The sequence below is a fragment of the Thiorhodococcus drewsii AZ1 genome (assembly GCF_000224065.1).
Taxonomy (GTDB): domain Bacteria; phylum Pseudomonadota; class Gammaproteobacteria; order Chromatiales; family Chromatiaceae; genus Imhoffiella; species Imhoffiella drewsii.
On the sequence record NZ_AFWT01000029.1, the window covers coordinates 34301 to 58336 of the forward strand.

22 protein-coding genes are annotated in these 24036 nt (G+C 60.8%); 20 read left to right on the forward strand and 2 right to left on the reverse strand.

Annotated elements, in window-relative coordinates; all coding sequences use genetic code 11:
• Positions 1–86 precede the first annotated feature (86 nt).
• The 7 genes from glgC (at position 87) to THIDRDRAFT_RS17165 (ending at position 6338) form a co-directional block, all read left to right on the forward strand.
• On the forward strand, positions 87–1358 hold the full coding sequence (gene glgC / locus THIDRDRAFT_RS17135) for a glucose-1-phosphate adenylyltransferase (RefSeq protein ID WP_007042154.1): 1272 nt from the start codon (positions 87–89) through the stop codon (positions 1356–1358).
• A 67-nt stretch (positions 1359–1425) separates the two neighbouring features.
• The gene (gene thiS, locus THIDRDRAFT_RS17140) at positions 1426–1626 is read left to right on the forward strand and encodes a sulfur carrier protein ThiS (protein ID WP_007042155.1); all 201 of its coding nucleotides are present in this window, start codon (positions 1426–1428) and stop codon (positions 1624–1626) included.
• A 75-nt stretch (positions 1627–1701) separates the two neighbouring features.
• Positions 1702–2502, forward strand: a complete 801-nt coding sequence (locus THIDRDRAFT_RS17145) for a thiazole synthase (RefSeq protein WP_007042156.1) — start codon at positions 1702–1704, stop codon at positions 2500–2502.
• 24 nt (positions 2503–2526) lie between these two features.
• Positions 2527–3258: a tRNA (guanosine(46)-N7)-methyltransferase TrmB gene (gene trmB / locus THIDRDRAFT_RS17150; RefSeq protein ID WP_007042157.1), complete on the forward strand. Its 732-nt coding sequence runs from the start codon at positions 2527–2529 to the stop codon at positions 3256–3258.
• A complete protein-coding gene (locus THIDRDRAFT_RS17155; protein WP_007042158.1) occupies positions 3258–3863 on the forward strand; it encodes an ABC transporter ATP-binding protein in 606 nt (201 codons plus the stop codon). The genes trmB and THIDRDRAFT_RS17155 overlap by 1 nt, the downstream gene beginning before the upstream one ends.
• A complete protein-coding gene (locus tag THIDRDRAFT_RS17160; protein WP_007042159.1) occupies positions 3860–4657 on the forward strand; it encodes an ABC transporter permease in 798 nt (265 codons plus the stop codon). The genes THIDRDRAFT_RS17155 and THIDRDRAFT_RS17160 overlap by 4 nt, the downstream gene beginning before the upstream one ends.
• Before the next feature lie 253 nt (positions 4658–4910).
• The gene (locus THIDRDRAFT_RS17165; protein WP_007042160.1) at positions 4911–6338 is read left to right on the forward strand and encodes an FAD-dependent oxidoreductase; all 1428 of its coding nucleotides are present in this window, start codon (positions 4911–4913) and stop codon (positions 6336–6338) included.
• Between the two features lie 111 nt (positions 6339–6449).
• On the opposite strand, the gene hemE is transcribed toward THIDRDRAFT_RS17165, so the two are convergent.
• Positions 6450–7514: a uroporphyrinogen decarboxylase gene (gene hemE / locus THIDRDRAFT_RS17170; protein ID WP_007042161.1), complete on the reverse strand. Its 1065-nt coding sequence runs from the start codon at positions 7512–7514 to the stop codon at positions 6450–6452.
• A 481-nt stretch (positions 7515–7995) separates the two neighbouring features.
• Between hemE and uvrD the strand changes: the two genes are divergently transcribed.
• The 8 genes from uvrD to THIDRDRAFT_RS17210 all read left to right on the forward strand — a co-directional run bounded on the left by uvrD (position 7996) and on the right by THIDRDRAFT_RS17210 (position 18170).
• Positions 7996–10173: a DNA helicase II gene (gene uvrD / locus THIDRDRAFT_RS17175; protein ID WP_007042162.1), complete on the forward strand. Its 2178-nt coding sequence runs from the start codon at positions 7996–7998 to the stop codon at positions 10171–10173.
• A 134-nt stretch (positions 10174–10307) separates the two neighbouring features.
• Positions 10308–11522: a 30S ribosomal protein S1 gene (locus THIDRDRAFT_RS17180; RefSeq protein ID WP_007042163.1), complete on the forward strand. Its 1215-nt coding sequence runs from the start codon at positions 10308–10310 to the stop codon at positions 11520–11522.
• Positions 11523–11583: 61 nt separating this feature from the next.
• The gene (locus tag THIDRDRAFT_RS17185) at positions 11584–12669 is read left to right on the forward strand and encodes a TRAP transporter substrate-binding protein (RefSeq protein WP_040845216.1); all 1086 of its coding nucleotides are present in this window, start codon (positions 11584–11586) and stop codon (positions 12667–12669) included.
• Entirely contained in the window at positions 12666–13853 is a 1188-nt protein-coding gene (gene hemW, locus THIDRDRAFT_RS17190; protein ID WP_007042165.1) for a radical SAM family heme chaperone HemW, read from the forward strand. Before THIDRDRAFT_RS17185 ends, hemW begins: the two co-directional genes overlap by 4 nt.
• A gap of 100 nt (positions 13854–13953) precedes the next feature.
• Positions 13954–14154: a 50S ribosomal protein L31 gene (rpmE, locus tag THIDRDRAFT_RS17195; RefSeq protein WP_007042166.1), complete on the forward strand. Its 201-nt coding sequence runs from the start codon at positions 13954–13956 to the stop codon at positions 14152–14154.
• Between the two features lie 310 nt (positions 14155–14464).
• Positions 14465–15727: a malic enzyme-like NAD(P)-binding protein gene (locus tag THIDRDRAFT_RS17200; protein ID WP_007042167.1), complete on the forward strand. Its 1263-nt coding sequence runs from the start codon at positions 14465–14467 to the stop codon at positions 15725–15727.
• Between the two features lie 113 nt (positions 15728–15840).
• The gene (mdh, locus tag THIDRDRAFT_RS17205; RefSeq protein ID WP_007042168.1) at positions 15841–16773 is read left to right on the forward strand and encodes a malate dehydrogenase; all 933 of its coding nucleotides are present in this window, start codon (positions 15841–15843) and stop codon (positions 16771–16773) included.
• 101 nt (positions 16774–16874) lie between these two features.
• Positions 16875–18170, forward strand: a complete 1296-nt coding sequence (locus THIDRDRAFT_RS17210; RefSeq protein WP_007042169.1) for a citrate synthase — start codon at positions 16875–16877, stop codon at positions 18168–18170.
• Here the strand turns inward: THIDRDRAFT_RS17210 and THIDRDRAFT_RS17215 are convergent.
• A complete protein-coding gene (locus THIDRDRAFT_RS17215; protein WP_007042170.1) occupies positions 18146–18781 on the reverse strand; it encodes a hypothetical protein in 636 nt (211 codons plus the stop codon). The two genes, THIDRDRAFT_RS17210 and THIDRDRAFT_RS17215, sit on opposite strands and share 25 nt — an antisense overlap.
• Positions 18782–19330: 549 nt before the next feature.
• Between THIDRDRAFT_RS17215 and THIDRDRAFT_RS17220 the strand changes: the two genes are divergently transcribed.
• From THIDRDRAFT_RS17220 to THIDRDRAFT_RS17240, 5 genes are read left to right on the forward strand one after another with little or no spacing between them, the layout of a single operon-like run.
• A complete protein-coding gene (locus THIDRDRAFT_RS17220) occupies positions 19331–20404 on the forward strand; it encodes a pilus assembly protein PilM (RefSeq protein ID WP_007042171.1) in 1074 nt (357 codons plus the stop codon).
• Complete coding sequence (locus THIDRDRAFT_RS17225) at positions 20405–20977, forward strand: PilN domain-containing protein (RefSeq protein WP_007042172.1); 573 nt, start codon at positions 20405–20407, stop codon at positions 20975–20977. It abuts the gene before it with no gap.
• A gap of 57 nt (positions 20978–21034) precedes the next feature.
• Positions 21035–21652: a type IV pilus inner membrane component PilO gene (locus tag THIDRDRAFT_RS17230; RefSeq protein ID WP_007042173.1), complete on the forward strand. Its 618-nt coding sequence runs from the start codon at positions 21035–21037 to the stop codon at positions 21650–21652.
• Positions 21649–22179 (forward strand): pilus assembly protein PilP, encoded by a 531-nt coding sequence (locus THIDRDRAFT_RS17235; RefSeq protein WP_007042174.1) that lies wholly within the window; start codon positions 21649–21651, stop codon positions 22177–22179. Before THIDRDRAFT_RS17230 ends, THIDRDRAFT_RS17235 begins: the two co-directional genes overlap by 4 nt.
• 20 nt (positions 22180–22199) lie before the next feature.
• Positions 22200–23948, forward strand: a complete 1749-nt coding sequence (locus tag THIDRDRAFT_RS17240) for a type IV pilus secretin PilQ (protein WP_007042175.1) — start codon at positions 22200–22202, stop codon at positions 23946–23948.
• Positions 23949–24036: the final 88 nt, after the last annotated feature.

Sequence of the window (24036 nt, forward strand, 5' to 3'; positions counted from 1 at the left end):
CGGAATCTAGGAGGGTTGAAATGCGCTTGATGGTACCATACGGGCGCTCTCATATATGCTGCAGCGTCAACTAGACAGGAGGATTTATGCCCCACACAAACCCCAGATTCATCAGTCGCCTGACGAGAAACACACTGGCGCTGATTCTGGCAGGGGGTCGGGGCTCCCGACTGAAGCACCTGACCGCCTGGCGCTCCAAACCAGCCGTTCCCTTCGGCGGTAAATTCAGGATCATCGATTTCCCTCTCTCCAACTGCATCAATTCGGGCATCCGCCGCATTGGCGTACTGACCCAGTACAAGGCCCACTCGCTCATCCTGCACATCCAGAAGGGATGGGGTTTCCTGCGCGGCGAATTCGGCGAGTTCGTCGAGCTGTGGCCAGCCCAGCAACGCGTCGCCGAAACGGCCTGGTATGCCGGGACCGCCGATGCCGTCTTCCAGAACCTGGATATCATCCGGGATCACGATCCAGACTACATCCTGGTGCTGGCCGGCGACCACATCTACAAGATGGACTACGGCGCCATGATCGCCTACCACGTCGAAACTGGAGCCGATATGACCGTCGGTTGTCTGGAAGTCGAGGTGGATCGGGCGCGCGAGTTCGGCGTCATGTCCGTCGACGAGGAGGGTCGCGTGTGCCGCTTCGCCGAGAAGCCGGAGAATCCAGAAACCATTCCAGGCTCGTCGGATCGCTGCCTGGCCTCGATGGGCATCTACGTCTTCAACAAGGGCTTCCTCTTCGAGCAACTGTACAAGGACGCCGATACGTCCACCTCTAGCCACGACTTTGGTAAGGACATCATCCCTGCGGTCATCAATCTCTATCGCGTGATGGCCCATACCTTCCGCGACCCCAAGAGCGGCGAACAGGCCTATTGGCGCGACGTGGGCACCCTGGACGCCTTCTGGGAGGCCAATCTTGAACTGATCGGCATTACTCCGCCGCTCAACCTCTACGACAAGAACTGGCCGATCTGGACCTACCAGGAACAGTTGCCTCCGGCCAAGTTCGTCTTCGACGACGAGGACCGCCGCGGCATGGCGGTGGATTCCATGGTCTCGGGCGGTTGCGTCATCTCGGGTGCGACGGTCAGACATTCGCTGCTGTTCTCGAGTGTTCGCGTGAACTCCTACGCCTATGTCGCCGACTCGGTCATCCTGCCGGACGTGGACATCGGGCGGAACTGCACCATTCGCAACGCGGTCCTAGACCGCTACTGCCAGGTCCCGGAAGGAACCGTTATCGGCATGGATCCTGAGGCCGACCGCAAGGCGGGCTTTTATGTCAGCGAGGGCGGCATCACATTGGTGACGCCGGAGATGTTGGGCCAGGAGGCCAATCACGTCCGCTGAGGCCCCTATCCGCATTCTGAGCGAGGGCCGCCCACGCGGCCCTATTCGCAGTACGACCGGAGTCGAGATGAACATCCTTCTCAACGGAGAACACAGAGAGATCGCCGAGGGCAGTCTCATGTCGGATCTCCTGGAGCAACTGGCGCTCGGCGGCCAGCGGTTCGCGGTGGAGGTCAACGCCGAATTGGTCCCACGCAGCCGTTTCGCCGAGCATCGGCTCAATCCCGAGGACAAGGTGGAGATCATCCAGGCAGTCGGCGGAGGCTGACCCTCCCGAAGAGTCCACGCTTGCGGCCCGCTTCATTACCCCTCATTGCACAGTCAACACCAGCGCAGGAACTCCATGTCTCAAGACAACCAGATCACCGACCCTCTCCTGATCGCGGGCCGTGAATACCGCTCGCGGCTCCTGGTCGGCACGGGCAAGTACAAGGATATGGACGAGACGTCCCGGGCCATCGAGGCCAGCGGGGCCGAGATCGTCACCGTGGCCGTGCGGCGTACCAACCTGGGCCAAAATCCGGGCGAACCCAACATCCTCGACGTGCTGCCGCCCGATCGCTACACCATTCTGCCCAACACCGCCGGCTGCTACGACGCCGAAACCGCCGTGCGCACCTGCAAGCTGGCGCGCGAACTGCTCGACGGCCACACGCTGGTCAAGCTGGAGGTCCTGGGCGACGAGAAAACGCTGTTCCCGGACATCATGGCCACGCTCAAGGCGGCGGAGGAACTGGTCAAGGACGGCTTCGACGTCATGGTCTACACCAACGACGACCCCATCGTGGCGCGCGAGCTGGAGTCCATGGGCTGTGTCGCCGTAATGCCGCTGGCCGCACCGATCGGCTCGGGTCTCGGCATCCGCAATCCGCTCAACATCCTGACCATTGTCGAGAACGCCAAGGTACCGGTTCTGGTCGACGCGGGCGTGGGCACCGCCTCCCATGCCGCCGAGGCGATGGAACTCGGCTGCGACGGCGTGCTCATGAACACGGCCATTGCGGCGGCCCGCAATCCCGTGCTGATGGCCAGCGCCATGCGCAAGGGGATCGAGGCCGGACGCGAGGCCTTTCTCGCCGGACGCATGCAGGCCAAGCGCTTCGCCTCGGCCTCTTCGCCGATCGAGGGGCTGTTCTTCCGATGATCGCGCCTCGCATCCCTGTCATCCATGCAGTCCGATGAACCGACCGTGAATCCCTCTCAACCACCACACAGCCCCTCGCGTCTGCGCGCCATCCGCAGTTTCGTGCTGCGCGAGGGGCGTCTCACCAGTGCCCAGGAGCGCGCCTTCGCGGAACTCTGGCCGCGCTTCGGTCTGGACTGGCGAGCGGACCAGCAACTCGATTTCGCCGACCTGTTCGACAACGCACGACCGGTCGTACTGGAGATCGGCTTCGGCAACGGCGAGTCGCTGGCCCAGATGGCCGCGCAAGATCCCGAGCGCAACTGGCTCGGCATCGAGGTCCATCGCCCGGGCGTCGGCCATCTGTTGCTCGAAATCGAGCGGCTCGGACTGACCAACCTGCGCGTCATACGCCACGACGCAGTCGAAGTGCTGACCCACTCGATCCCGGCGTCCAGCCTAGACGCGGTCCAGCTCTTCTTCCCGGATCCCTGGCCCAAGCGCAAGCATCACAAGCGGCGTATCCTCTCGCCCGAGTTGGTCGGGCTGCTGTCCAGGACCATCCGTCCAGGGGGCATCTTCCACGCGGCGACCGACTGGGAACCCTATGCCGAGCAAATGCTGGAGATCCTGGAATCGGCGCGGGAGACCTTCGTCAATACCGCCGGTCCCGGGCACTACGCGCCTCGCCCCGAGTCGCGTCCGCTGACCAAATTCGAGCAACGTGGCGAGCGGCTCGGCCACCCCGTCCACGACCTCGTCTATCGACGGCTCTGATGACCGCCCTGCGCATCGACGGGATTCGCCATCGCGTTCTCTCCCCCGTCGATCTGACGCTGATTCCAGGCGAGCAGGTCTTTCTCTCCGGTCCCTCGGGCTCGGGCAAGAGCCTGCTGCTGCGCGCCATTGCCGACCTGGATCCAAACGAGGGCGAGGTCTGGCTGGGCGATGAAGCGCGTTCGTCCATGCCGGCCCCGCTCTGGCGACGCCGTGTCGGGCTGCTGCCGGCCGAGTCCTTCTGGTGGGCCGAGACCGTCGGCGAGCATCTACCCGAAAACACGCGAGGGATCACCGACGTTCTGGAGCGGCTCGGTTTCGACGCGGGAGTGCTCGGCTGGTCGATCTCCCGACTCTCGACCGGCGAGCGCCAGCGGCTCGCGCTCGTCCGTCTTCTGGCGCAACGCCCCGAAGCCCTGCTGCTCGACGAGGCAACCGCTAACCTGGATCCGGCCAACCGCGACTGCGTCGAGTCGCTGATCGCGCACTATCGAGAGACTGCTTCAGCCAGCGTGCTCTGGGTCAGTCATGACCCGGAACAGCGCCAACGTCTCGGCGGGCGCTCCTACCGGATTCGCGACGGACGTCTGGAACCCGAGTCATGACCCTGATCCATCTGACGCCCTGGGACTTGGCGCTCGCGGCGGCGCTGGTACTGCTGCTGGCGGGCATGTCCTGGTGGCTGCGTCTGGGAGTCGAGCGACGCATCTTGATCGCCGCCGTGCGCAGCACGATTCAACTCATGCTCGTCGGACTGGTGCTGAAGATTCTCTTCAACCAGACCCATCCGGCACTCATTGGTCTCATGTCCATGGTGATGCTGTCGGCGGCTGGCTTCGAGGTGATGCAGCGTCAGAAACGACGCTATCGCGGGATCTGGAGCTATGGAATCGGTGCCTTCTCGATGTTCCTCTCCTCCTTCACCGTCATCTTTCTGGCCCTCACGGTCGTCATCCGGGTCGATCCCTGGTACGAGCCCCAGTATCTGATTCCGCTCCTCGGCATGATGCTGGGCAATACCATGAATGGCGTGGCGATCGCGCTCGACAGCCTCACGCGCCAGGCCTGGGAGGCACGCGGACAGATCGAGGCCAGACTGCTGGCCGGAGGCAACTGGGAGCAAGCGATCGAGGAAATCCGCCGCGACGCGCTACGCTCGGGCCTCATCCCCATCGTCAATGCAATGGGAACCGCCGGGCTGGTCAGCCTTCCCGGCATGATGACCGGTCAGATTCTGGCCGGCGGCCCTCCGTTGGAGGCGGCCAAATATCAGCTGCTGATCATGTTCCTGCTTTCGGGTGGGACCGGGCTCGGTTCAGTCGCAGCGGTCTGGCTCGGTTCCAAACGATTGTTCGATCGACGCGAACGACTGCGGCTGGACCGACTTCGGATCCCGTAAAACCCTGTTTCGGCCCCCGATTACCACAGGTATTTCGCGGCAATTACCGCCTTGAGGATCCCATCCCCCCCTGCCGCACCCGCCAGGCATCAGGCGTGGAGCGATTTCAATGCCTGAATAATTGACTAAATCAATCTATTAAATCTGTATCCCAGCATTTTATCTATGCTCAACATCGTCTAGTGTGAGGCATTGTTGCGCCGCACAAGCGCTGCTGCGATCGGCCTTAGGCCGTTCTAAGGAGACAGAAAAGATGCCCGCTTCGACTCACTACGATGTCCTCATCGTCGGTGCCGGTGTCACCGGCACGGCCCTGCTCTACGAATTGGCCAAGTTCACCGACCTCAACCGCCTCTGTCTGGTCGAGAAGTACGACAGCGTCGCCAAGGTCAATTCGCACGCCCACAGCAACAGCCAGACCATCCACTGTGGCGACATCGAGACCAACTACACCCTGGACAAGGCCCGGGCGGTCAAACGCACGGCCTACATGGTGATCAACTACGCGACCAAGCTGGCACCCAGCGAGCGCGACGGTATCGTTCACACGATGCCCAAGATGCTGCTCGGCGTCGGTCGCGACGAATGTCAGCTCGTTCGCCAGCGCTATGAGACCTTCAAGGATCTCTTTCCGCGCATGCAGTTGCTCGAACGCGAGCAGATCGCCGATCTGGAACCCAATGTGGCCTTGACGAACGGAAGCTGGCGCAATGAGGAGATCGTTGCGACCGGAACTCCGAACGACTATTGCGCGGTCGATTTCCAGGCCCTGGCACAATCGTTCTCGCAGGCCTGCACGCGCATGGATCGTACCAACGGCAAGCAGATCAGCCAGCTCTTCTCGACCAAGGTCGACTGGATCCGCAAGGAGAACGACCTCTACGTTCTTTCGACCAACCGAGGTCTGCTACAGGCGCGTGCCGTGGTCGTCTGCGCGGGCGGACACTCGCTGCTGATGGCCCAGGCGATGGGGCTGGGTCTGAACTACTCCTGCCTGCCGGTCGCCGGGTCTTTCTATTTCGCCCCGGAAGCGCTGAACGGCAAGGTCTATACGGTACAGAACCCCAACCTGCCCTTCGCTGCGGTACATGGCGATCACGACGTCAAGGAGCGTGGCAAGACCCGCTTCGGACCCACCGCGCTCATGCTGCCCATGCTCGAACGCTACGACCGCTCGTCGATCGCCGAATTCTTCAAGGTGCTGCGCTTCGATCGGCGGGTCGCGGCCGTGCTCTGGGATCAGATCAAGGTTCCAGACATCCGTCGCTACATCCTGCGCAACTTCCTCTACGAGGTCCCCAAACTCAACCGCCATCTGTTCGCGAAGGAGATCCGCAAGATCGTCCCCTCGATCTCGGTGTCGGATATCAGCTATGCCGAGGGATTCGGCGGCATCCGTCCACAGCTGATCGACAAGGAGACCAAGAAGCTGCGCATGGGCGAGGCCAAGATCACCGATGGAGCAGGCATCATCTTCAACATGACCCCCTCCCCCGGCGGCACCAGCTGTCTCGGTAGCGGAGAGGCGGATATGCGGGCCATCGCCCGCTATCTTGGAGCGCACATCGACGAAGACGCCTTCGAGCGCGAGATGCTGATGGGGCTCGAAGATACCCGTGGCACGGAAACCCGGATCGCCGCGAGCACGATCGACAAAGGCCCGATGGCCACGGCGGTCTGATCCGTTCGAGATCGACCAATACAGAAACGAAAAAAGGGGTCGCAAGGACCCCTTTTTTCGTTCCGGACGGCGCGACTCCAAGCGAGGAGACCGCCGCCGTTCCGATCCCGATCAAGCGTGATAGGGCCGGCTCAATTCATGGACGGCCGCAACCATCGCAGCCGGGATCTCCGGATCCACGTCAGGGGTGATGCCGTGTCCGAGGTTGAAGACATGGCCAGGGCCCTTTCCGTAGCTCGCCAGGACACGCGCGACCTCCTCGCGGACGCGCTCCGGTGAGGCGTACAGCGTGCAAGGATCCATATTGCCCTGCAGCGCCACTCGATCCTCCACCATGCGGCGGGCATCGGCGAGATCGGTCGTCCAGTCGAGACCGAGCGCGTCGCAGCCCGTCTTGGACATATCGCCCAGCCACTGACCGCCGTTCTTGGTGAAGAGAATCACCGGAACCTTGCGTCCCTCCGCCTCGCGGGTCAGCCCCTCGACGATGCGCTGCATATAGGCCAGCGAGAACTCGCGATAGTGGGCAGGCGCCAATGAGCCACCCCAAGTATCGAAGATCATGGTAGCCTGCGCGCCCCGGGCGACTTGAGCGTTGAGATATGCGGTCACCGCATCCGCCGTCTTGGCCAGCAAGGTATGCAGCAAGTCTGGGCGGTCGAACATCATCCCCTTGATTTTGGAGAAGTTCTTGGAACCTCCGCCTTCCACCATGTAGGTGGCCAGTGTCCAAGGGCTACCCGAGAACCCGATGAGAGGCACCCGGCCATTCAGCTCGCGACGAATGGTCGAGACCGCATCCATGACATATTTCAGCTCACCTTCCGGATCGGGCACGACGATCCGTTCCACATCCGCCTGCGTGCGCACAGGGCGCTCGAAGTGCGGACCTTCGCCTTCCGCGAAGTAGAGACCCAGGCCCATCGCGTCGGGCACCGTGAGGATGTCTGAGAACAGGATGGCGGCATCCAGCGGATAGCGCTCAAGCGGCTGCAGCGTCACTTCACAGGCAAGCTCAGGATTCTTACACAGATCCATGAAGCTCCCGGCCTTGGCTCGGGTCGCGCGGTATTCGGGGAGATATCGGCCTGCCTGGCGCATCATCCAAACCGGCGTGTAGTCGACTGGTTCGCGCATCAAGGCGCGGAGAAAGGTGTCATTGGTCAGTTGCGTCATGAAGCAGTGCCCGAAATGTGTGTAGTGAAAAGACCCGAATGGTCGAGTCGAGCCGCGCATTCTACTACGGGGCCGCTGTTTCGGGCGCGGGTCGGGCCGAAAGGGACATAGCGCTCCCCCTCTTCTTCCGGACGAAAATCCCACCGTATTAAAAATCAACGACTTAAGTCGTTGGTTGCGTTGTTCACAAACCTGTTTGCAAGCCTGTTAATATCATGTGGATATTTCTTGCGTCCAATTTTATCCACAACTTATATACAGGATTAGCGGTTATTTATAACCTTATAAAGGCATGTTTAATATGTAAAAAAACGATTTTGCAACTTATCCACAGGGTTTATTATTACAATTTTTATATTTATTTAAGTTATAAAAAGCGGCCTTTTAAGCACATCGAAACCCCTTTCCACCGAAACCAAATTTCTAGGCGATGGCAGCAGATCGGTTAGGGCTCGGCCGCAGAGATTGCTAGAATCCGCCGATGGACGTCTCTCCTCTCCTCGATTCACTCAACGAACCCCAACGACAGGCGGTTTCCGCCAGTTCGGGCAACCTCTTGGTCCTGGCCGGTGCCGGCTCAGGAAAAACCAGGGTTCTGGTCCATCGCATCGCCTGGTTGCTTCAGGTCGAGCAGGTACCTCAATGGAGCGTGCTGGCAGTGACCTTCACCAATAAGGCGGCGCGCGAGATGCGCAGCCGGATTGAGGAGATGCTTGGTACCCCGGTGGGGGGCATGTGGGTGGGAACCTTTCATGGCCTGACGCATCGCTTCCTGCGTGCGCACTGGCAGGACGCCAAATTGCCGCAACATTTCCAGATCATGGATTCGGACGATCAGTTCAGGTCGATCAAACGCATCCTGAAGGCGATGCAACTCGATGAGTCGCGCTGGCCGCCGCGCCAGGTTCAGGGCTTCATCAATAAGCAGAAGGACGAAGGTCTGAGACCGGCCCACCTGGATCCGGCCGGCGACTTCTTCATGGAGAAGATGGTCGAGGTCTATCGCCAATACGAAACCGCGCGGATCCAGGCCGGACTGTTGGATTTTGCCGACCTGCTGCTGACCGCACTCGAACTGTTGCGCGATCGACCGGACATCCTGCATCACTATCAGCAGCGCTTTCGTCACATCCTGGTCGACGAGTTCCAGGACACCAACGCGATCCAGTACGCCTGGCTCCGATTGCTCGCGGGGACGAACGACAATCTCTTCGCCGTGGGCGACGACGACCAGTCCATCTACGGCTGGCGCGGGGCGCGGGTGGAGAATATCCAATCGTTCCAGCAGGACTATCCCAATACGCAAACGGTGCGCCTGGAACAGAACTATCGCTCGACCGGCAACATTCTCGCTGCGGCCAATGCGCTGATCGCGAACAATCCGAACCGCTTGGGTAAGAACCTCTGGACCGACGGCTTAAATGGCGAGCCGATCCGTCGCTATACCGCCTTCAACGAGGTGGACGAGGCCCGATTCGTCGTCGAGCGGATCCACCGCTTCGTGCAGAGCGAGGGCATACGGCGCGACGCGTGCGCGATCCTCTATCGCACGACGGCCCAGTCGCGGCTCTTCGAGGAATCGCTGATGCAGGCCGGGATCCCCTATCGGGTCTATGGCGGACTGCGATTCTTCGAACGAGCCGAGATTCGCGATGCGCTGGCCTATCTGCGGCTCGTCGCCAATCCGGACGACGATGTGGCCTTCGAGCGGGTGGTGAATACGCCAACCCGTGGCATTGGCGAACGCACGCTGGAGATCGTCCGCCAGCAGTCGCGCGAATCGCACGTCTCGCTGTGGAAATCGGCCCATGACCTGATCCGCGCAGGCGGACTCGGGCCGCGCGCGAGCGGCGCATTGCGCCAGTTCCTCGAACTGATCCTGGGACAACGTCAGGCCAGGGAGGACATGGATCTGGCCGCAACCGCCAATGCACTGATCGAGGCGACCGGGCTTCGAGACTTCTATCTCAAGAACAAGGACGGCAAGGGACAGGACCGAGTCGAGAACCTGGAACAGCTGGTCGATACGGTCGGCCGCTTTGAACAGGACCTGGATCAGGAGGAAGGCGACCCGCTGGGTGCCTTCCTCGCCCATGCCGCACTGGAGGCCGGCGAGACACAGGCCGACGCGAACGAAGACAGCGTCCAGCTCATGACGCTGCATAGCGCCAAGGGATTGGAGTTTCCCGTCGTCTTTCTGGTCGGGCTCGAAGAGGGACTCTTTCCGCACAGTCTGTCGGCGGAGGATCCCGACCGGCTCGAAGAGGAGCGGCGTCTCTGCTATGTCGGCATGACCCGCGCCATGCGGCAGCTCTTCGTCACCCATGCCGAGAGCCGTCGTCTCTATGGACGCGAAGACCATCCGGCTCCCTCGCGCTTCCTGCGCGAGTTGCCCGTCCATCTGCTGGAGGAGGTCCGCGCCGCTGGCATGGCTCGGCGCAATCCGGCACCGGCCGCCAAACTGGCCGGTCAGCCCGGCGCTGCGGCGGCGGGTGGCTTCCAGCTCGGTCAGCGTGTGCGTCATCCCAAGTTCGGCGAGGGCGTGGTCCTCAACAGCGAGGGCAGCGGGACCAACGCTCGAATCCAGGTCAATTTTCAGAATGCCGGAGCCAAATGGCTGGTGCTCGCCTATGCTCGATTGGAGTCCGCCAGCGTTTGAGGAAGGCGTTTTACTGAAGGCGGTGCAGGATCCCGCCGACACTTCATTGGATCCCGATCGATGCGCGGCCCCGTTTGTGGGTCGATCGATCGAGGATTTTTTCGATCAACAACCCTGCGGCGTTCGCCTAAATCATGTCCAACCCTGAAAACTTCGAAGATCTACTGAAAGAATTCGACCAAACCCATCCAGGCTCACAGCAGGCCGAACCGGCGCCGGGCGAGAAGGTGCGTGGCGCATTGATCGCGATCGGCGAGGACTATGCGTTCGTGAACCTCGGCGCCAAATCGGAGGGTCGGATCGACCTCTCGGAGCTCAAGGATGCCGAGGGCGAACTCAAGTATGGGGTCGGCGACGAAATCGAGACCCTGGTAACCGGCAAGGATGAAGAGAGCGGCATGTTGCTGCTCGGCAATCAGCATGGACACAAGTTCCACGGCATTCATGAGGTCGAGCAGGCATTTCGTCAGGGATTGCCCGTGCAAGGGAATGTCAGCGCGGCCGTCAAGGGTGGGCTGGAGGTTCTCATCGCCGGGGTACGGGCCTTCTGCCCCGCCTCTCAGGCGGATCTGCGCTTCATTGAAGATCTGAGCGAATTCGTCGGCCAGAAGCTGGACTTCAAGGTCACCAAGTTCGAGGGCGGACGCCGGCCCAATCTCGTCGTGTCGCGCCGCGCATTGCTTGAGGAACAGCAGCAGATCCTGGCCGAGCAGACCCGTGCCCAGCTCAAGGAAGGGGTTGTCATGTCCGGTGTGATCACCTCGCTCAAGGACTATGGCGCCTTCGTCGATCTCGGCGGTCTGGAAGGCATGATCCATATCAGCGAGCTGGCCTTCGGTCACGTCAGACACCCCAAGGAGATCTTGCAGGTTGGCCAAACGGTCGAGGTCAGCGTGCTGCGGATCGAACCGGCGACCGATGCCAAGAAGCGCGAAAAGATCGCGCTCTCCATTCGCGCCTTGAGCCGCGATCCTTGGCTCGACGCGGTGGAATCGTTTCCGGTCGGGACTCGGGTCAAGGGCAAGGTCTCGCGTTTGCAGACCTTTGGTGCCTTCGTCGAGCTGGCACCCGGCATCGACGGACTGGTCCATATCAGCGAGCTGGGCGCCGGACGCCGCGTCAATCATCCGAGCGAGGTGCTCAATCCGGGCGACGAGGTGCTGGCCACGGTTCTCGGCGTCGACCTCGAACGCCACCGTATCAGCCTGAGCCTCGATGAAAACCGCGAGTCGGGTGAGGTGCAAGAGTCTATCGCCGCGTCGGTTCGCAAGACTCAAGAGCCGGCGCCCGAAAAGACGCTCGGCAGCTTCGGCGAGTTGCTGAAGGAGACCCTGCGGCAACAGCGTTGATCGATGCGATTTGAGCGCAGCCAGGGTGTGGCCGCTCGGATCGCGGTGTCTGGGGCGCGAGATGCGACGCCGTGATTTCATCCGAGGAATGGGTGCCGGTTCCCTAACCCTGGGAGCCGCCGCAACCACCCTGAGCACGCCTCTGGGCGAGCCGCAGTTCCATTGGACGATGGTCACCACCTGGCCGAGGAATTTCCCCGGCCTCGGTACGGGGGCCAATCGGCTGGCCGAGAGCATCGTCGCCATGAGCGGCGGACGGATCGCGATCAGCGTCCATGGGGCGGGCGATTTAGTGCCGGCCTATGACGTGTTCGAAGCGGTCTCCAAAGGCAAAGCGGACATGGGACATGGGTCCGCCATTTACTGGAAAGACAAGAGCCCCGCGATTCCCTTCTTCTCCAGCATCCCATTTGGGATGACGGCCTCCCAGGCCAATGGCTGGCTCTATCATGGTGGCGGTCTGGATCTTTGGACAGAGGTTTACGACCCATTCGGCCTGATTCCAATGCCGGTTGGCAATACGGGAATCCAGATGGGCGGATGGTTCAACAAGGAGATCCGCACGACCGCCGATTTCGACGGGTTGAAGATGCGTATCCCTGGATTGGGCGCCGAGGTCTTGGCACGCGCTGGCGGACACCCCATAGATCTGCCCGGCAAGGCCTTGCTCGGAGCCTTGAAGGACGGCTCGCTCGATGCCGCAGAATGGGTTGGTCCCTACAATGACCTGGCCTTCGGACTCTACAAGGCCGCCAAGTATTATTACTACCCGAGCTGGCAGGAGCCGGCCACCGTCATGGAGGCCATTATCAACCGACGCAGTTACGAGGCCCTGTCGCCCGATCTCCAGGCGATCGTCATGCATGCCTGCAAGGCAGCGAATCAGGATATGCTGGCTGAGTACAGCGCCCGGAATCCAGTTGCGCTACAGACGCTGGTGAGCCGGTTCGGGGTCGAGTTGAGACGTTTCCCGGATGCGGTTATCGACAGGCTTCGCTCACTGTCCGCGAAGGTCTTGGAGGAACGCGTCTCCAAGGACGAACTTGCCGCGCGGGTACATGCCTCCTATCGCAAGTTCCAGCTCCAATCGTTGGAATGGGCTGCGATTGACGATGCGACCCGCAGCATGAGGGATGGTCTTCTGTGACCAGTTCGGAACCGGGCCTGACTCGGGAGCTTCCGCCGCTCGCACTCTATGTCCATGTCCCCTGGTGTCTTCGCAAGTGTCCTTACTGCGACTTCAATTCACATGCAGCGGGCCGAAATCCCCCCTTCGATCGCTATGTGGACCGGCTGCTCGCCGATCTCGATCGGGAACTCGAGCGCCTGTCCGATTCACGTCGTCTGGCATCCATCTTCATCGGAGGAGGAACGCCAAGCCTGCTGCCGGGGGGGCTGGTTCAACGTCTGCTGGACGGGGTTCGAGCGCGAATCGCATTGGACGAAGCGGTCGAGATCACGCTGGAGGCGAATCCTGGAACCACGGACGCCGCCCATTTCGCCCGCTACGGCGAGGCGGGCGTCAACCGACTGTCCATCGGTGTCCAGAGTCTGTCTGCCATTCAGTTGAACCGACTCGGGCGCATCCACGATCCGCAACAGGCCAGGGACACGGTCGCCTTGGCACGTCGAGCGGGCTTTCGCAACCTCAATCTGGATATGATGTTCGCCCTGCCAGACCAGGGGCTTGCCGAGGCCGCAACCGATCTGGAGGCACTGATCGATCTGGGTCCAGATCACATCTCCTACTATCAGCTGACGCTTGAGCCGCATACGGGATTCCATGCGGATCCACCGTCGCTTCCCGAGTCGGATCTTGCGGCCGACATGGCGGAGCAGGGAGCCGAGCGTCTCGAAACGGCAGGGTTCGGGCGCTACGAGGTCTCCGCCTATGCCCAGCCAGGGAAACGCTGCCGCCACAACCTGAACTACTGGGAGTTCGGCGACTATCTGGGAATCGGGGCCGGTGCCCATGGCAAGATTTCGCGGCGATCGAGCAAGGGTCTCGCGATTCGGCGCAACGAGAAGATTTCCGATCCTCGATGCTATGTGGACGAGGCCCCAGACGCCATGCTCGCCTCGGAGCGCGAACTCTCGGATGCGGATCGTATCTTCGAATTCGCGCTCAATGCCTTCCGTCTCACTCAGGGGTTTCCGCGTGCATCGTTCGCCCAACGAACCGGGATCGATTGGTCGCGATGCGCTGCATTGATGGATGAGGCGGTTGGCAAAGGCTTGGTCGAACTGGACTCGGACAGGGTTCGTCCAACCCCCAGGGGATGCGCTTTCCTGGATGATTTGATCGCACTCTTCACACCTGTAACGGAATAAGTCATACGCGAATGTCAACAGGGAGTTGCAGCCGGGTGCTGGCAGTGGTAGCTTTGCGGGTTTTACAAGAATTCCACAGCCTAAGTGGCAAAAGGTCATCATGAAAGAAGGCATCCACCCGCAGTATTCCGAGGTGAAGGTGGTCTGCAGCTGCGGTAACGAGTTCACGACTTGTTCCACCAAAGCCGAGGGCATGCACGTGGAGGTTTGCTCCGCGTGTCACCCCTTTTACACCGGTAAGCAAAAGGTCCTGGACACCGCTGGTCGCGTCGACAAATTCCGTCGCAAGTACGCCCGCTAAACCAGCCCGGCGGACAGCGCCTCGGCAGGACGTGCGGCGGTTCCGTTCCATCGGAGCCCCGCGCATAGACTGGCGATAGAATCGCCCTCCCCAATACGCACGTCGTCTTGGGTCCATCCCTCAGTGGAGCCCCATCGTTTGACTCGCCGAATCCGGTGAGCGGATGATCGGAGCCTGCTGAGTTTTGCGTGCGCGAAAGATCCTGTACCGAACCCCAGGGTTTCGCAGCATGCCAGGCGGATGAACCCTTCGTCCCCGATCGCTCGCCGGCCAGCCGGCGATTGCCCGAGCATCATCAACGGAGATCACCGTGACCGACCCCGAGAGTTTTGCCCACCCAGACGCCGATTTGAACCGCCAGGCATTGGTCTATCACGCCGAGCCTCGCCCCGGGAAGACGGGGATCGCGGTCACCAAGCCGGCGGAGACCCAACGGGATCTGTCGCTCGCCTACACGCCCGGTGTGGCCGAGCCCGTGCGTCAAATCCAGGCGGATCCGCAGAATGCCTATCGCTACACCAACAAGGGCAATCTGGTTGCGGTCATCACCGACGGAACGGCGGTGCTCGGGTTGGGCGATGTCGGCGGACTCGCCGGTAAGCCGGTGATGGAAGGCAAGGCGGTGCTCTTCAAGCACTTCGCCGATATCGACTGCTTCGACATCGAGGTGCACGCGAAGCGTCCGCAGGAGTTCATCGAGACCGTGATGCGCATCGCCCCGACCTTCGGTGGCATCAATCTCGAGGACATCGCCGCTCCGCACTGTTTCGAGATCGAGCAGGCCCTGATCGAGCAGCTCGACATCCCCGTGTTCCACGACGATCAGCACGGCACGGCGATCATCATCGCGGCGGGCCTGTTGAACGCGCTCGAACTCCAGGGCAAATCGATCGAAGAGGCACGCATTGTGGTGCTGGGCGCGGGAGCGGCCGGAATCGCGGCCATTCGACTGTTGATGAGCCTGGGCGCGCATCGCAACAACATCTTCTGTATCGACCGCCAGGGTGTCATTCATTTGGGACGCAAGGATCTCAACCCCTACAAGTTCGGGGTCGCGGCCGACACGGAGAAACGCACCCTCGCGGATGCGATGGACGGTGCCGATGTCTTCATCGGCGTTTCCGGTCCCGATCTGGTCTCGGCCGAGATGTTGGCCTCCATGGCGCCACGTCCTGTAGTGTTCGCGCTCTCCAATCCAGTACCCGAGGTCCGTCCGGACCTGGCCAAGTCGGTGCGCGACGATTTGATTATGGCCACGGGCCGATCCGATTATCCGAATCAGATCAACAATGTTCTGGGGTTCCCCTTCATCTTTCGCGGTGCCCTGGACGTGCGTGCCTCGCGCATCAACGATGATATGCAGATCGCCGCAGTCGAGGCGCTGCGCGCGCTCGCGCACGAACCCGTTCCGGCCGAGGTGCTGGCCGCATACGAGGTCACGGAGCTGAGTTTCGGGCCCGACTACATCATTCCGAAGCCCTTCGATCCGCGTCTGCGCGAGCGGGTGCCGAGCGCCGTTTCGCGTGCCGCCGTCGCCAGTGGTGTTGCCCGGATCCCCTACTCCGGCGCATGATCCGCCACACGTAAAAATAGGACTCGGGGTCGTCGCCGGCCTCCGCAAGCGCAGAAAGATAGGCCCCGGGGTTTCCTTGGCTGTCATTCATCAGAGACCGGAGAAACAGCGACGTGAAGAAGATCACCATCGTAGGCGCTGGCCGGGTCGGCGAGACAACGGCCCAGATTCTGGCGGAAGAGGAACTCTGCCGCGAGGTTGCGCTCTTCGACGTGCGCGAGGATGTGCCCGAGGGAATTGCGCTCGATATCGTCCAGACCGCCCCGTTCTTCGAGTTCGACTGCGCGGTGCATGGGAGCAACGATCCGCGCATACTGAAGGATTCGGACCTGGTCATCGTCGCGGCCGGTTTTCCGCGCAAGCCGGGCATGTCGCGCGCGGACGTGTTGGAAAGCAATATCCGCGTCATCGACGAGGTCACCGACCACATCATGGCCTATGCCCCCGAGACCATGGTGCTCATGGTCTCGAATCCGGTCGATACCCTGACCTATCGTGTCGCTCAGCGCACAGGCTGGAGCCGCAATCGGGTGTTCGGCCAGGCCGGGGTGCTCGATGCCTCGCGGATGGCGAGCTTCATCGCCCAGGAGACGGGCTTCTCTGCCCGGGATATCACCACCATGGTGCTCGGCGGTCACGGCGACACCATGGTGCCGGTTCCGCGTTTCTGCACCATCAACGGGGTTCCTCTTTCCTATTTTCTGCCCGAGGATCGCGTCGAGGCGATCATGGAACGCACCCGTAAAGGCGGCGCCGAGATTCTCGCGCTACGCAAGAATTCGAGCGCCTATGACGCGCCCGGCGCAGCAGTCGCCGCCATGGTCGATGCCATCGTCAACAACCGTCGGCGTCTGCTGCCCTGTGTGGCACTGTTGGAGGGGGAGTATGGCGAGGCGGATATCGCGATGGGTGTTCCCTGCGTCCTCGGCGAAAAGGGCGTGGAATCGATCCTCGAACTCGAACTGAACGAACGCGAACAGGCCGACTTTACCCAATCGGCTAATGCCGTGCGCTCCGAGATCGAGCGTTTGCGCGACATCCAATGACTCGCCAGCCGGCGCACATCAGACTCGAAACCCAACACTACTAGCTGCCGCGCAGGTGCATATGCGTGTGCATCTCCGCCAGCGTGGCCAGGAGCGAGCTTATGTCGAACGAAACCATTACGATCACCAACAATGCCACCGGAGAGCAGCACGAATTCCCGCTGAGGGCCGGAACCCTGGGGCCGATGTCGGTCGACATCTCGTCACTTTACAAAGAGGCGGGCATCTTCACCTACGACCCGGGCTTCATGTCCACGGCGAGTTGCAACAGCGCCATCACCTATATCGATGGCGAAAAGGGGATCCTGCTCTATCGGGGGTATCCGATCGAGCAGCTGGCGACCAAGGCGAGCTTTCTCGAGGTCGCCTATCTGCTGCTCTATGGCGATCTGCCGGACGAAAAGGCGTTGGTCGGGTTCGAGCACCTCATCACCCGCCACACCATGCTCAACGAGAACCTGAAGAATTTCCTCAACGGGTTCCATTACGATGCCCATCCGATGGCGATGCTGGTCGGCGTGGTCGGCTCGCTCTCCGCCTTCTATCATGATTCGCTGAGTGTCAACGATCCGCGTCATCGCGAGATCTCAGCACATCGCCTCATCGCCAAGTTGCCGACGATCGCGGCCGTCGCCTACAAGCACAGCATTGGCGAGCCCATCATGTATCCGCGCAACGATCTGCGGTATTGCGCGAATTTCCTGCACATGATGTTCGCCACGCCCTGCGAGGACTACAAGCCGGGCCTGATCGCCGAAAAGGCGATGAACCTGCTCTTCATCCTCCATGCCGATCACGAGCAGAATGCCAGCACCTCCACTGTCCGTTTGGCTGGCAGTTCCGGGGCCAATCCGTTCGCCTGCATCGCGGCTGGGATCGCCTCGCTGTGGGGGCCGGCCCACGGCGGCGCCAACGAGGCCGTTCTCGACATGTTGCTGGAGATCGGCGACGTCAAGAACGTGCAGCGCTACATCGAGAAGGCCAAGGACAAGGACGATCCATTCCGCCTGATGGGCTTCGGTCACCGGGTCTACAAGAACTACGATCCGCGTGCCAAGATCATCCGCGAGGTCTGCCACCAGGTGCTCGACGAACTCGCCGATGCCAACAACCCCCTGTTCGAATTGGCGATGAAGCTGGAGGAAATCGCGCTCAGCGACGAGTATTTCGTCGAGCGCAAGCTCTATCCGAACGTCGACTTCTATTCAGGCATCATCTATCAGGCGCTCGGCATTCCACGCAACATGTTCACGGTCATGTTCGCCGTCGCGCGTACCGTCGGCTGGGTCTCTCACTGGCTGGAGATGATGTCCGATTCCAACAACCGTATCGGTCGACCCAGACAGATCTATCGTGGGCCGACGCAACGGGACTATTTGCCGATCTCGAAGCGATAGGCCGAGTCTGGCTCGTCGAGCATCCGAGCCACCTCGTCACGTGTGGCCCCACGCTGGGGCCGCTCGGTGATCGGATCGAGCGGCGGATGCCGTTGGGCGCGCCAAGGCAGAATGGCCAGCTCGAAAGGGATGTCGCCGGCCATGAAGCGAAAGACCGGATGCGCGCAACGCAATCCGCCGGGATAGCGGAAGGTGCGCTCGCCCTCCTGCCAGGGAATCTGTTGGTCCATCAGGGCGAACAGCACATCCTCGGGGCGATCCGCGAATAGAAAGAGCTCGACGCCCATCTGCGGGTCCGCCGTTCCAGTCAGTACCGCTCCCACCAGACGAGGAGCAAAGGCATCGAATACCCGCATGGCCTCGATGGCCTCGGTGCGCAGATCACGCGTTGCTCGCGTCTGGCTGGAATTCAGAAAGAGTCGGCGCTGAGTCAGGACCGCTTCGTGAACCGCCTCGTTGGATGGCCAATTGCGACGATCTAGAATCCCCGTGCGCTCGGCGGCTTTGCGCCGCGCGCGGTCGAAATCGGACAGGCCCTGCTCGATCATGATGCGCGCGGCCTCATAGGCCAGGCGTTCCTTCAAGGCACTGGAACGATCACGTCCGGACATAGGCTTCTCCCGAGCGTTGACGAGGCGTAGCAGGCCATCATGATACCCGAGACGCGCGGGTATCGGATGATGTGTCTATTCGAATGCAATCCAGGCGTCTTGGCATCGCGATTCGCGGCCATTCGCGGATGTGTCGCGTTTCCGCTCAATCCTTATATATCAGAGCACTGGTACTCAGCCTGGTCTATATGGCTATAATGCGCGGGGATTTCGAGTAAGGCGGCTGTCTGCGGATGCGGACTCACATTTAGCCCGTTTTTCTGGATCGAGCATTTTGCGAGAGCAACCCCATTGGGCTTCGGCAAGTTGATGTGGCCATCGCCTTCAGGTCGACATCCAGTGGTGCGATGTCTCAACGGGTGTTTGGTCTAGGTTACGCTTCGACTCCGTCCGCGATGATTCTGAGACGGGTTGGCGAAGGGAGGTCTTGATGGATGCTCTTAAAAGCCATTCCTTCGCGCGCAAAGTCCGCTAGATTTGTTATCTTTGGAGCCGGCATGGAAACCCAGGTCACTCACTCGGCGACGGACATCACCCAGCGAGATCACTATGTTTGGCCTCACTCAGCGCAATAAGCCCCTTCTGGGAATCGATATCAGCTCGACCGCGATCAAATTGATCGAGCTGTCCCAGACATCGAGTTCATCGTCGAATCATTACCGTGTCGAACACTACGCCATCGAGCCGCTGAGTCCGAACGCGGTTTCCGAGCAAAAGATCGCCGATCCCGACGCCGTTGGGCAGAGCCTTCGCAAGGCATTGTCGAAGTCGAAAACCAAGACGAAACGTGCGGCCGTCGCAGTGTCCGGGTCTGCCGTGATCACCAAGACGATCAGCTTGTCCGCCAGTCTTAGCGAAGAGGAAATGGATACCCAGATCCAACTCGAGGCGGACCAGTACATCCCGTTCCCCCTCGAAGAGGTCAATCTCGATTTCGACCTGATCGGTCCCACCAAGAATGCGCCTGATATGGTCGACGTGCTTATCGCCGCGTCGCGTCGCGAAAACGTGGACGATCGAGTCAGCGCGCTGGAACTCGCCGGTCTCACGGCCGCCATCGTGGACGTCGAGGCCTATGCCATGGAGAACGCCTGTTCACTGCTGTTGCGAACCCGGCATGAGGAATTGGCGGACAAAACCATCGCGGTCGCGGACGTGGGCGCCGCGACGACCACGCTGCACGTATTGAGCCAGGGACAGATCATCTACACTCGCGAGCAAAACTTCGGCGGCCAACAGCTTCGCGATGAGGTTCAGCGCCGTTATGGGCTTTCGCGCGAGGAGGCCATGCAGAAAATCCTCGACGGCGATGTCGCGGATGACTACGAGGATGGGGTTCTACAGCCCTTCAAGGAGGCATTGGCGCAGCAGATCGGTCGTGCGCTCCAGTTCTTTTACTCGGGTACCACCTTCAGCCGGGTGGATCAGATTTTGTTGGCAGGCGGTCCGGCGAGCATTCGCAAGATCGACGTCCTGATCGAGGAACGACTGAAGGTACCGACCATGGTCGCCAATCCATTCGGTCAGATGTCGTTGTCACCCAGCATCAAGTCCCAGGAACTCATGCGAGAGGCACCCGGAATGATGGTCGCGGTCGGGTTGGCCTTGCGAGGATTCGACTAAATGGCCCGCATCAACCTCCTTCCTTGGCGCGAAGCGGCACGTCAGCAAAGACGCAAGGATTTTTTGACCGCACTGGCTGCCGCGCTGATCGTCAGTTTCGGTGGCGTCGTCCTGGTTCATATGAATTTCGAATCCAGGATCAGCTACCAGCAAGAGCGCAATCAGCTTCTCAATCGTGAAATCGCCTCGCTGAACCGACGCATCGCCGAGATCAAGAGCCTTCAGAAGACCAAGGAGGCACTTTTGGCGCGCATGGAGATCATCCAGCGACTGCAGAAGAGTCGCCCGGAGATCGTGCGCCTTTTCGACGAACTGGTCACGGCGATCCCGGAAGGGGTCTATCTCACCAAGGTCGAGCAGCGAGGACGCTCGATCGTCGTCGAGGGGCGCGCGCAATCCAATGCGCGCGTTTCGGCCTTTATGGGCAAGATCGAGCAATCGCGCTGGATCGGCAATCCGCGACTCATGTTGATCGAAAACAAGGATAAGACTGGAACGGGTCTCAGCCACTTCCGCCTTTCGTTCGATCAGACCACTCCCGCCGAGGGCACCGGAACGGACAAGAAGGCGTAGGTCGCCACCGTCGATTGTTCATTCGGCAGACTCAGGTAAACCTCAAGGGATCTGGTGATGGATCTTAACGAACTGAACGAACTCGATCTCGACAGCTTCGGCGAGTGGCCGACACCGGTCAAGGCGATCGCCATTCTTCTAGCCTGTGCCCTGGTTGGAGGACTCGGCTATTACCTGGATACCAAGGATCAGCTTCTACGGCTCGAACAGGAACGCAATACGGAGGTCGATCTTCGTCGAACCTTCGAGAAGAAGCAGGAGCAAGCGGCGAACCTCAATGCCTACAAGAATCAGCTTGCGGAGATGAAGGAGTCCTTCGGGGCGATGCTGCGTCAGCTGCCGAACAAGACGGAGGTTGGCTCGCTCCTGGTCGAGGTGTCCCAGACAGGGCTGGCCAACGGCCTCGAGTTCGAACTCTTCCAGCCCGACAACGAGCTGAAGCAGGATTTCTATGCGGAACTGCCGATCCGCGTTCGTGTAAACGGCACCTATCACGACTTCGGACGCTTCGTCAGTGGGCTCGCCGCCCTGCCCCGTATCGTCACTGTTCATGATGTGCAGATCGTCGATGCCGGCAAGGGATCGGAAGCCCGGCCAGGCCAGAAGGAAACGAAACTGAATCTGCAGGCGACGCTGAAGACCTATCGCTATCTGGATGAGGAGGCGGCCCAATGAAACAGCGTCAGGATCCGAGGTTTGCGCTGTGCCTGCTTCCTGTCGTCTTCTTGGCCGGATGCGTGAGCCATGACATGACGGACCTCGAGAGCTACGTAGCACGGGTGAAGTCTCAACCGCCCGGACCAATCGAGCCTTTGCCCGAGATACAGCCAATCGACGTCTACGTCTATGAGCCGGGCGATCGGCGCGATCCCTTTACCCCGGACGAGGAAACCGAGCCGACGCAGCAAGCGATCGCCGACAATGGTCTGGCCCCGGATCCGACGCGGCGCAAGGAGGAGTTGGAGTCGCAACCACTGGATTCGCTCCGGATGGTCGGCACCCTGGACCTGGACGACGTTCGCTGGGCCCTTATCCGAACCAATAATGGAATTCTCCACCGCGTGAAGGTAGGCAATTATCTCGGCATGAATAACGGACAGATCACGAGTATCAGCGACGACCAGATCCAACTGACTGAGATCGTTTCCGATGCGCCTGGCCAATGGCGCGAACGCCCGGCCACGATTGCGCTGACCCAATAATCGGTGGAGGGAAGACGGCGATGAAGAGCGCATTTCAGCACGTGTCAAAGGCCAGGCTGCGTTCATTGGCTACCCTGCGGCGCGTCTCTGCGGCACCTGGTTTCGGAATCCTCATGCTTTGGTGCATGTTGGCACCTTCGGTCGAGGCGGCCGACCTTCAGAAGGTCGACTTCGCCGCCTTGCCTGGCAGCCGCGTGGAGGTGGAACTGACGCTATCGGAGCCCATCGCGGTGCCTCAGTCATTTGCGACCGAGTCTCCGGCACGTATCGCACTCGACCTGCCTGGCGTCGTGAGCAAGTTGGACTCCAAGTCCGTTCCGATCGGTGTTGGTGCGGTTCACAGCCTGATCGCCGTCGAAGGCAGCAATAAAACGCGCGTGGTCCTGAATCTAACCGATCCAGTCGCCTACGACGTCAGCACCTCAGGGAATCGCGTCATCATCAAGGTCGATCAACATGGCTCGCTCGCGAACGCGGCTCCGCCGCCGGTCACACCGCCGCCGACGCCCGCGAGCGCCTCGCCGAGATCCGTTGCGACGAATGCGCAGCAAACACCGCCCGCTTGGAGCTACCCGACTCGCTCGGCGCGTGCTGCGATCTCAGGACCACCGGTGAAGGACATCGATTTCAGGCGTGGAGCCAGCGGCGAGGGCCGCATCATCATCCGTCTGCCGAGTGCCAATACACGGGTTGCGGTCCGCGAACAGGCGACTCGGGTCTATGTGGATCTCTACGACACCTCCTTGCCACAGAGACTGTTTCGGCGACTGGACGTCTTGGATTTCGCGACTCCCGTGGTCGCGGTCGAATCTCGGCCGACGGGGCGCAACGTCGAGGTCGAGGTTCAGACCGAGGGCGATTTCGACTACATGGCCTACCAGACGGACGAGATCTTCACGCTCGATTTCAGACCTTTGACCCCTGCGGAGAAGGAGGAAATGGCGCGTAAGAAGGTCGTCTATGAAGGGGATCGGCTGTCGCTCAATTTCCAGGATATCGAGGTGCGCGCCGTCCTTCAGGTGCTCGCCGACTTCACCGATCTGAATCTGGTTGCGAGCGACACCGTCCAGGGCAACATCACCTTGCGGTTGAAGAACGTGCCCTGGGATCAGGCACTGGACATCATCCTCAAGACCAAGGGATTGGATATGCGTCGCAACGGCAATGTCATCATGGTCGCGCCGACCCAGGAACTCGCCGAGCAGGAACGACTGGCCTTGGAATCGGAGAAGAGTTTCGAGGAGCTGGCTCCGCTTCGTACCGAGTTCATTCAGATCAACTACGCCAAGGCGTCCGATATCGCTCAGTTCATCCGAGGCGGATCCAGTTCGGGCAAGTCCTCTTCCAAGACGACGTCGCGCAACACCGGCTTGCCAGCCCCACCTGGTGTCGACAAGGAGTCCATCCTGTCCAATCGCGGAACCGCCAGTTTCGACGAGCGTACCAATACACTGGTCGTGATGGACACCATAGCCAAGCTTGAGGGGATTCGCGCGATCGTCGCCAAACTCGATGTGGCGGTTCGGCAGGTGATGATCGAGTCTCGGGTCGTCATCGCCAATAACGACTTTGCACGTGACCTCGGCGTCAGATTCGGGGTGTCCGGTTCCATGGGGTCCATCGGCGGCAACGAGCTGCTGATCGCCGGTGGTCAGGACGGGAATCTCGCCTTGTCGGGGTTCGATACCGGCCCCTTTGGTATCAATACGGATACCGGAACAGCCTATATACCTAGCGAATGCAGGATTTCGGTTCTCAATTACCGATAATCTGGAAGTTCTCAGCAAGCAGCGTGCGCAGTTGGGGCGCATAGAGATCCAGCTCCGCAAAAAACTCTTTGCAGGCTATTCGGAACTC

What these genes read in the sequence shown, in the direction of transcription:
- glgC (WP_007042154.1), top strand. Translation starts at nt 87, where the DNA reads ATGCCCCACACAAACCCCAGATTCATCAGTCGCCTGACGAGAAACACA.
- thiS (WP_007042155.1), top strand. Translation starts at nt 1,426, where the DNA reads ATGAACATCCTTCTCAACGGAGAACACAGAGAGATCGCCGAGGGCAGT.
- THIDRDRAFT_RS17145 (WP_007042156.1), top strand. Translation starts at nt 1,702, where the DNA reads ATGTCTCAAGACAACCAGATCACCGACCCTCTCCTGATCGCGGGCCGT.
- trmB (WP_007042157.1), top strand. Translation starts at nt 2,527, where the DNA reads ATGCAGTCCGATGAACCGACCGTGAATCCCTCTCAACCACCACACAGC.
- THIDRDRAFT_RS17155 (WP_007042158.1), top strand. Translation starts at nt 3,258, where the DNA reads ATGACCGCCCTGCGCATCGACGGGATTCGCCATCGCGTTCTCTCCCCC.
- THIDRDRAFT_RS17160 (WP_007042159.1), top strand. Translation starts at nt 3,860, where the DNA reads ATGACCCTGATCCATCTGACGCCCTGGGACTTGGCGCTCGCGGCGGCG.
- THIDRDRAFT_RS17165 (WP_007042160.1), top strand. Translation starts at nt 4,911, where the DNA reads ATGCCCGCTTCGACTCACTACGATGTCCTCATCGTCGGTGCCGGTGTC.
- hemE (WP_007042161.1), bottom strand. Translation starts at nt 7,514, where the DNA reads ATGACGCAACTGACCAATGACACCTTTCTCCGCGCCTTGATGCGCGAA.
- uvrD (WP_007042162.1), top strand. Translation starts at nt 7,996, where the DNA reads ATGGACGTCTCTCCTCTCCTCGATTCACTCAACGAACCCCAACGACAG.
- THIDRDRAFT_RS17180 (WP_007042163.1), top strand. Translation starts at nt 10,308, where the DNA reads ATGTCCAACCCTGAAAACTTCGAAGATCTACTGAAAGAATTCGACCAA.
- THIDRDRAFT_RS17185 (WP_040845216.1), top strand. Translation starts at nt 11,584, where the DNA reads ATGCGACGCCGTGATTTCATCCGAGGAATGGGTGCCGGTTCCCTAACC.
- rpmE (WP_007042166.1), top strand. Translation starts at nt 13,954, where the DNA reads ATGAAAGAAGGCATCCACCCGCAGTATTCCGAGGTGAAGGTGGTCTGC.
- THIDRDRAFT_RS17210 (WP_007042169.1), top strand. Translation starts at nt 16,875, where the DNA reads ATGTCGAACGAAACCATTACGATCACCAACAATGCCACCGGAGAGCAG.
- THIDRDRAFT_RS17215 (WP_007042170.1), bottom strand. Translation starts at nt 18,781, where the DNA reads ATGTCCGGACGTGATCGTTCCAGTGCCTTGAAGGAACGCCTGGCCTAT.
- THIDRDRAFT_RS17220 (WP_007042171.1), top strand. Translation starts at nt 19,331, where the DNA reads ATGTTTGGCCTCACTCAGCGCAATAAGCCCCTTCTGGGAATCGATATC.
- THIDRDRAFT_RS17225 (WP_007042172.1), top strand. Translation starts at nt 20,405, where the DNA reads ATGGCCCGCATCAACCTCCTTCCTTGGCGCGAAGCGGCACGTCAGCAA.
- THIDRDRAFT_RS17230 (WP_007042173.1), top strand. Translation starts at nt 21,035, where the DNA reads ATGGATCTTAACGAACTGAACGAACTCGATCTCGACAGCTTCGGCGAG.
- THIDRDRAFT_RS17235 (WP_007042174.1), top strand. Translation starts at nt 21,649, where the DNA reads ATGAAACAGCGTCAGGATCCGAGGTTTGCGCTGTGCCTGCTTCCTGTC.
- THIDRDRAFT_RS17240 (WP_007042175.1), top strand. Translation starts at nt 22,200, where the DNA reads ATGAAGAGCGCATTTCAGCACGTGTCAAAGGCCAGGCTGCGTTCATTG.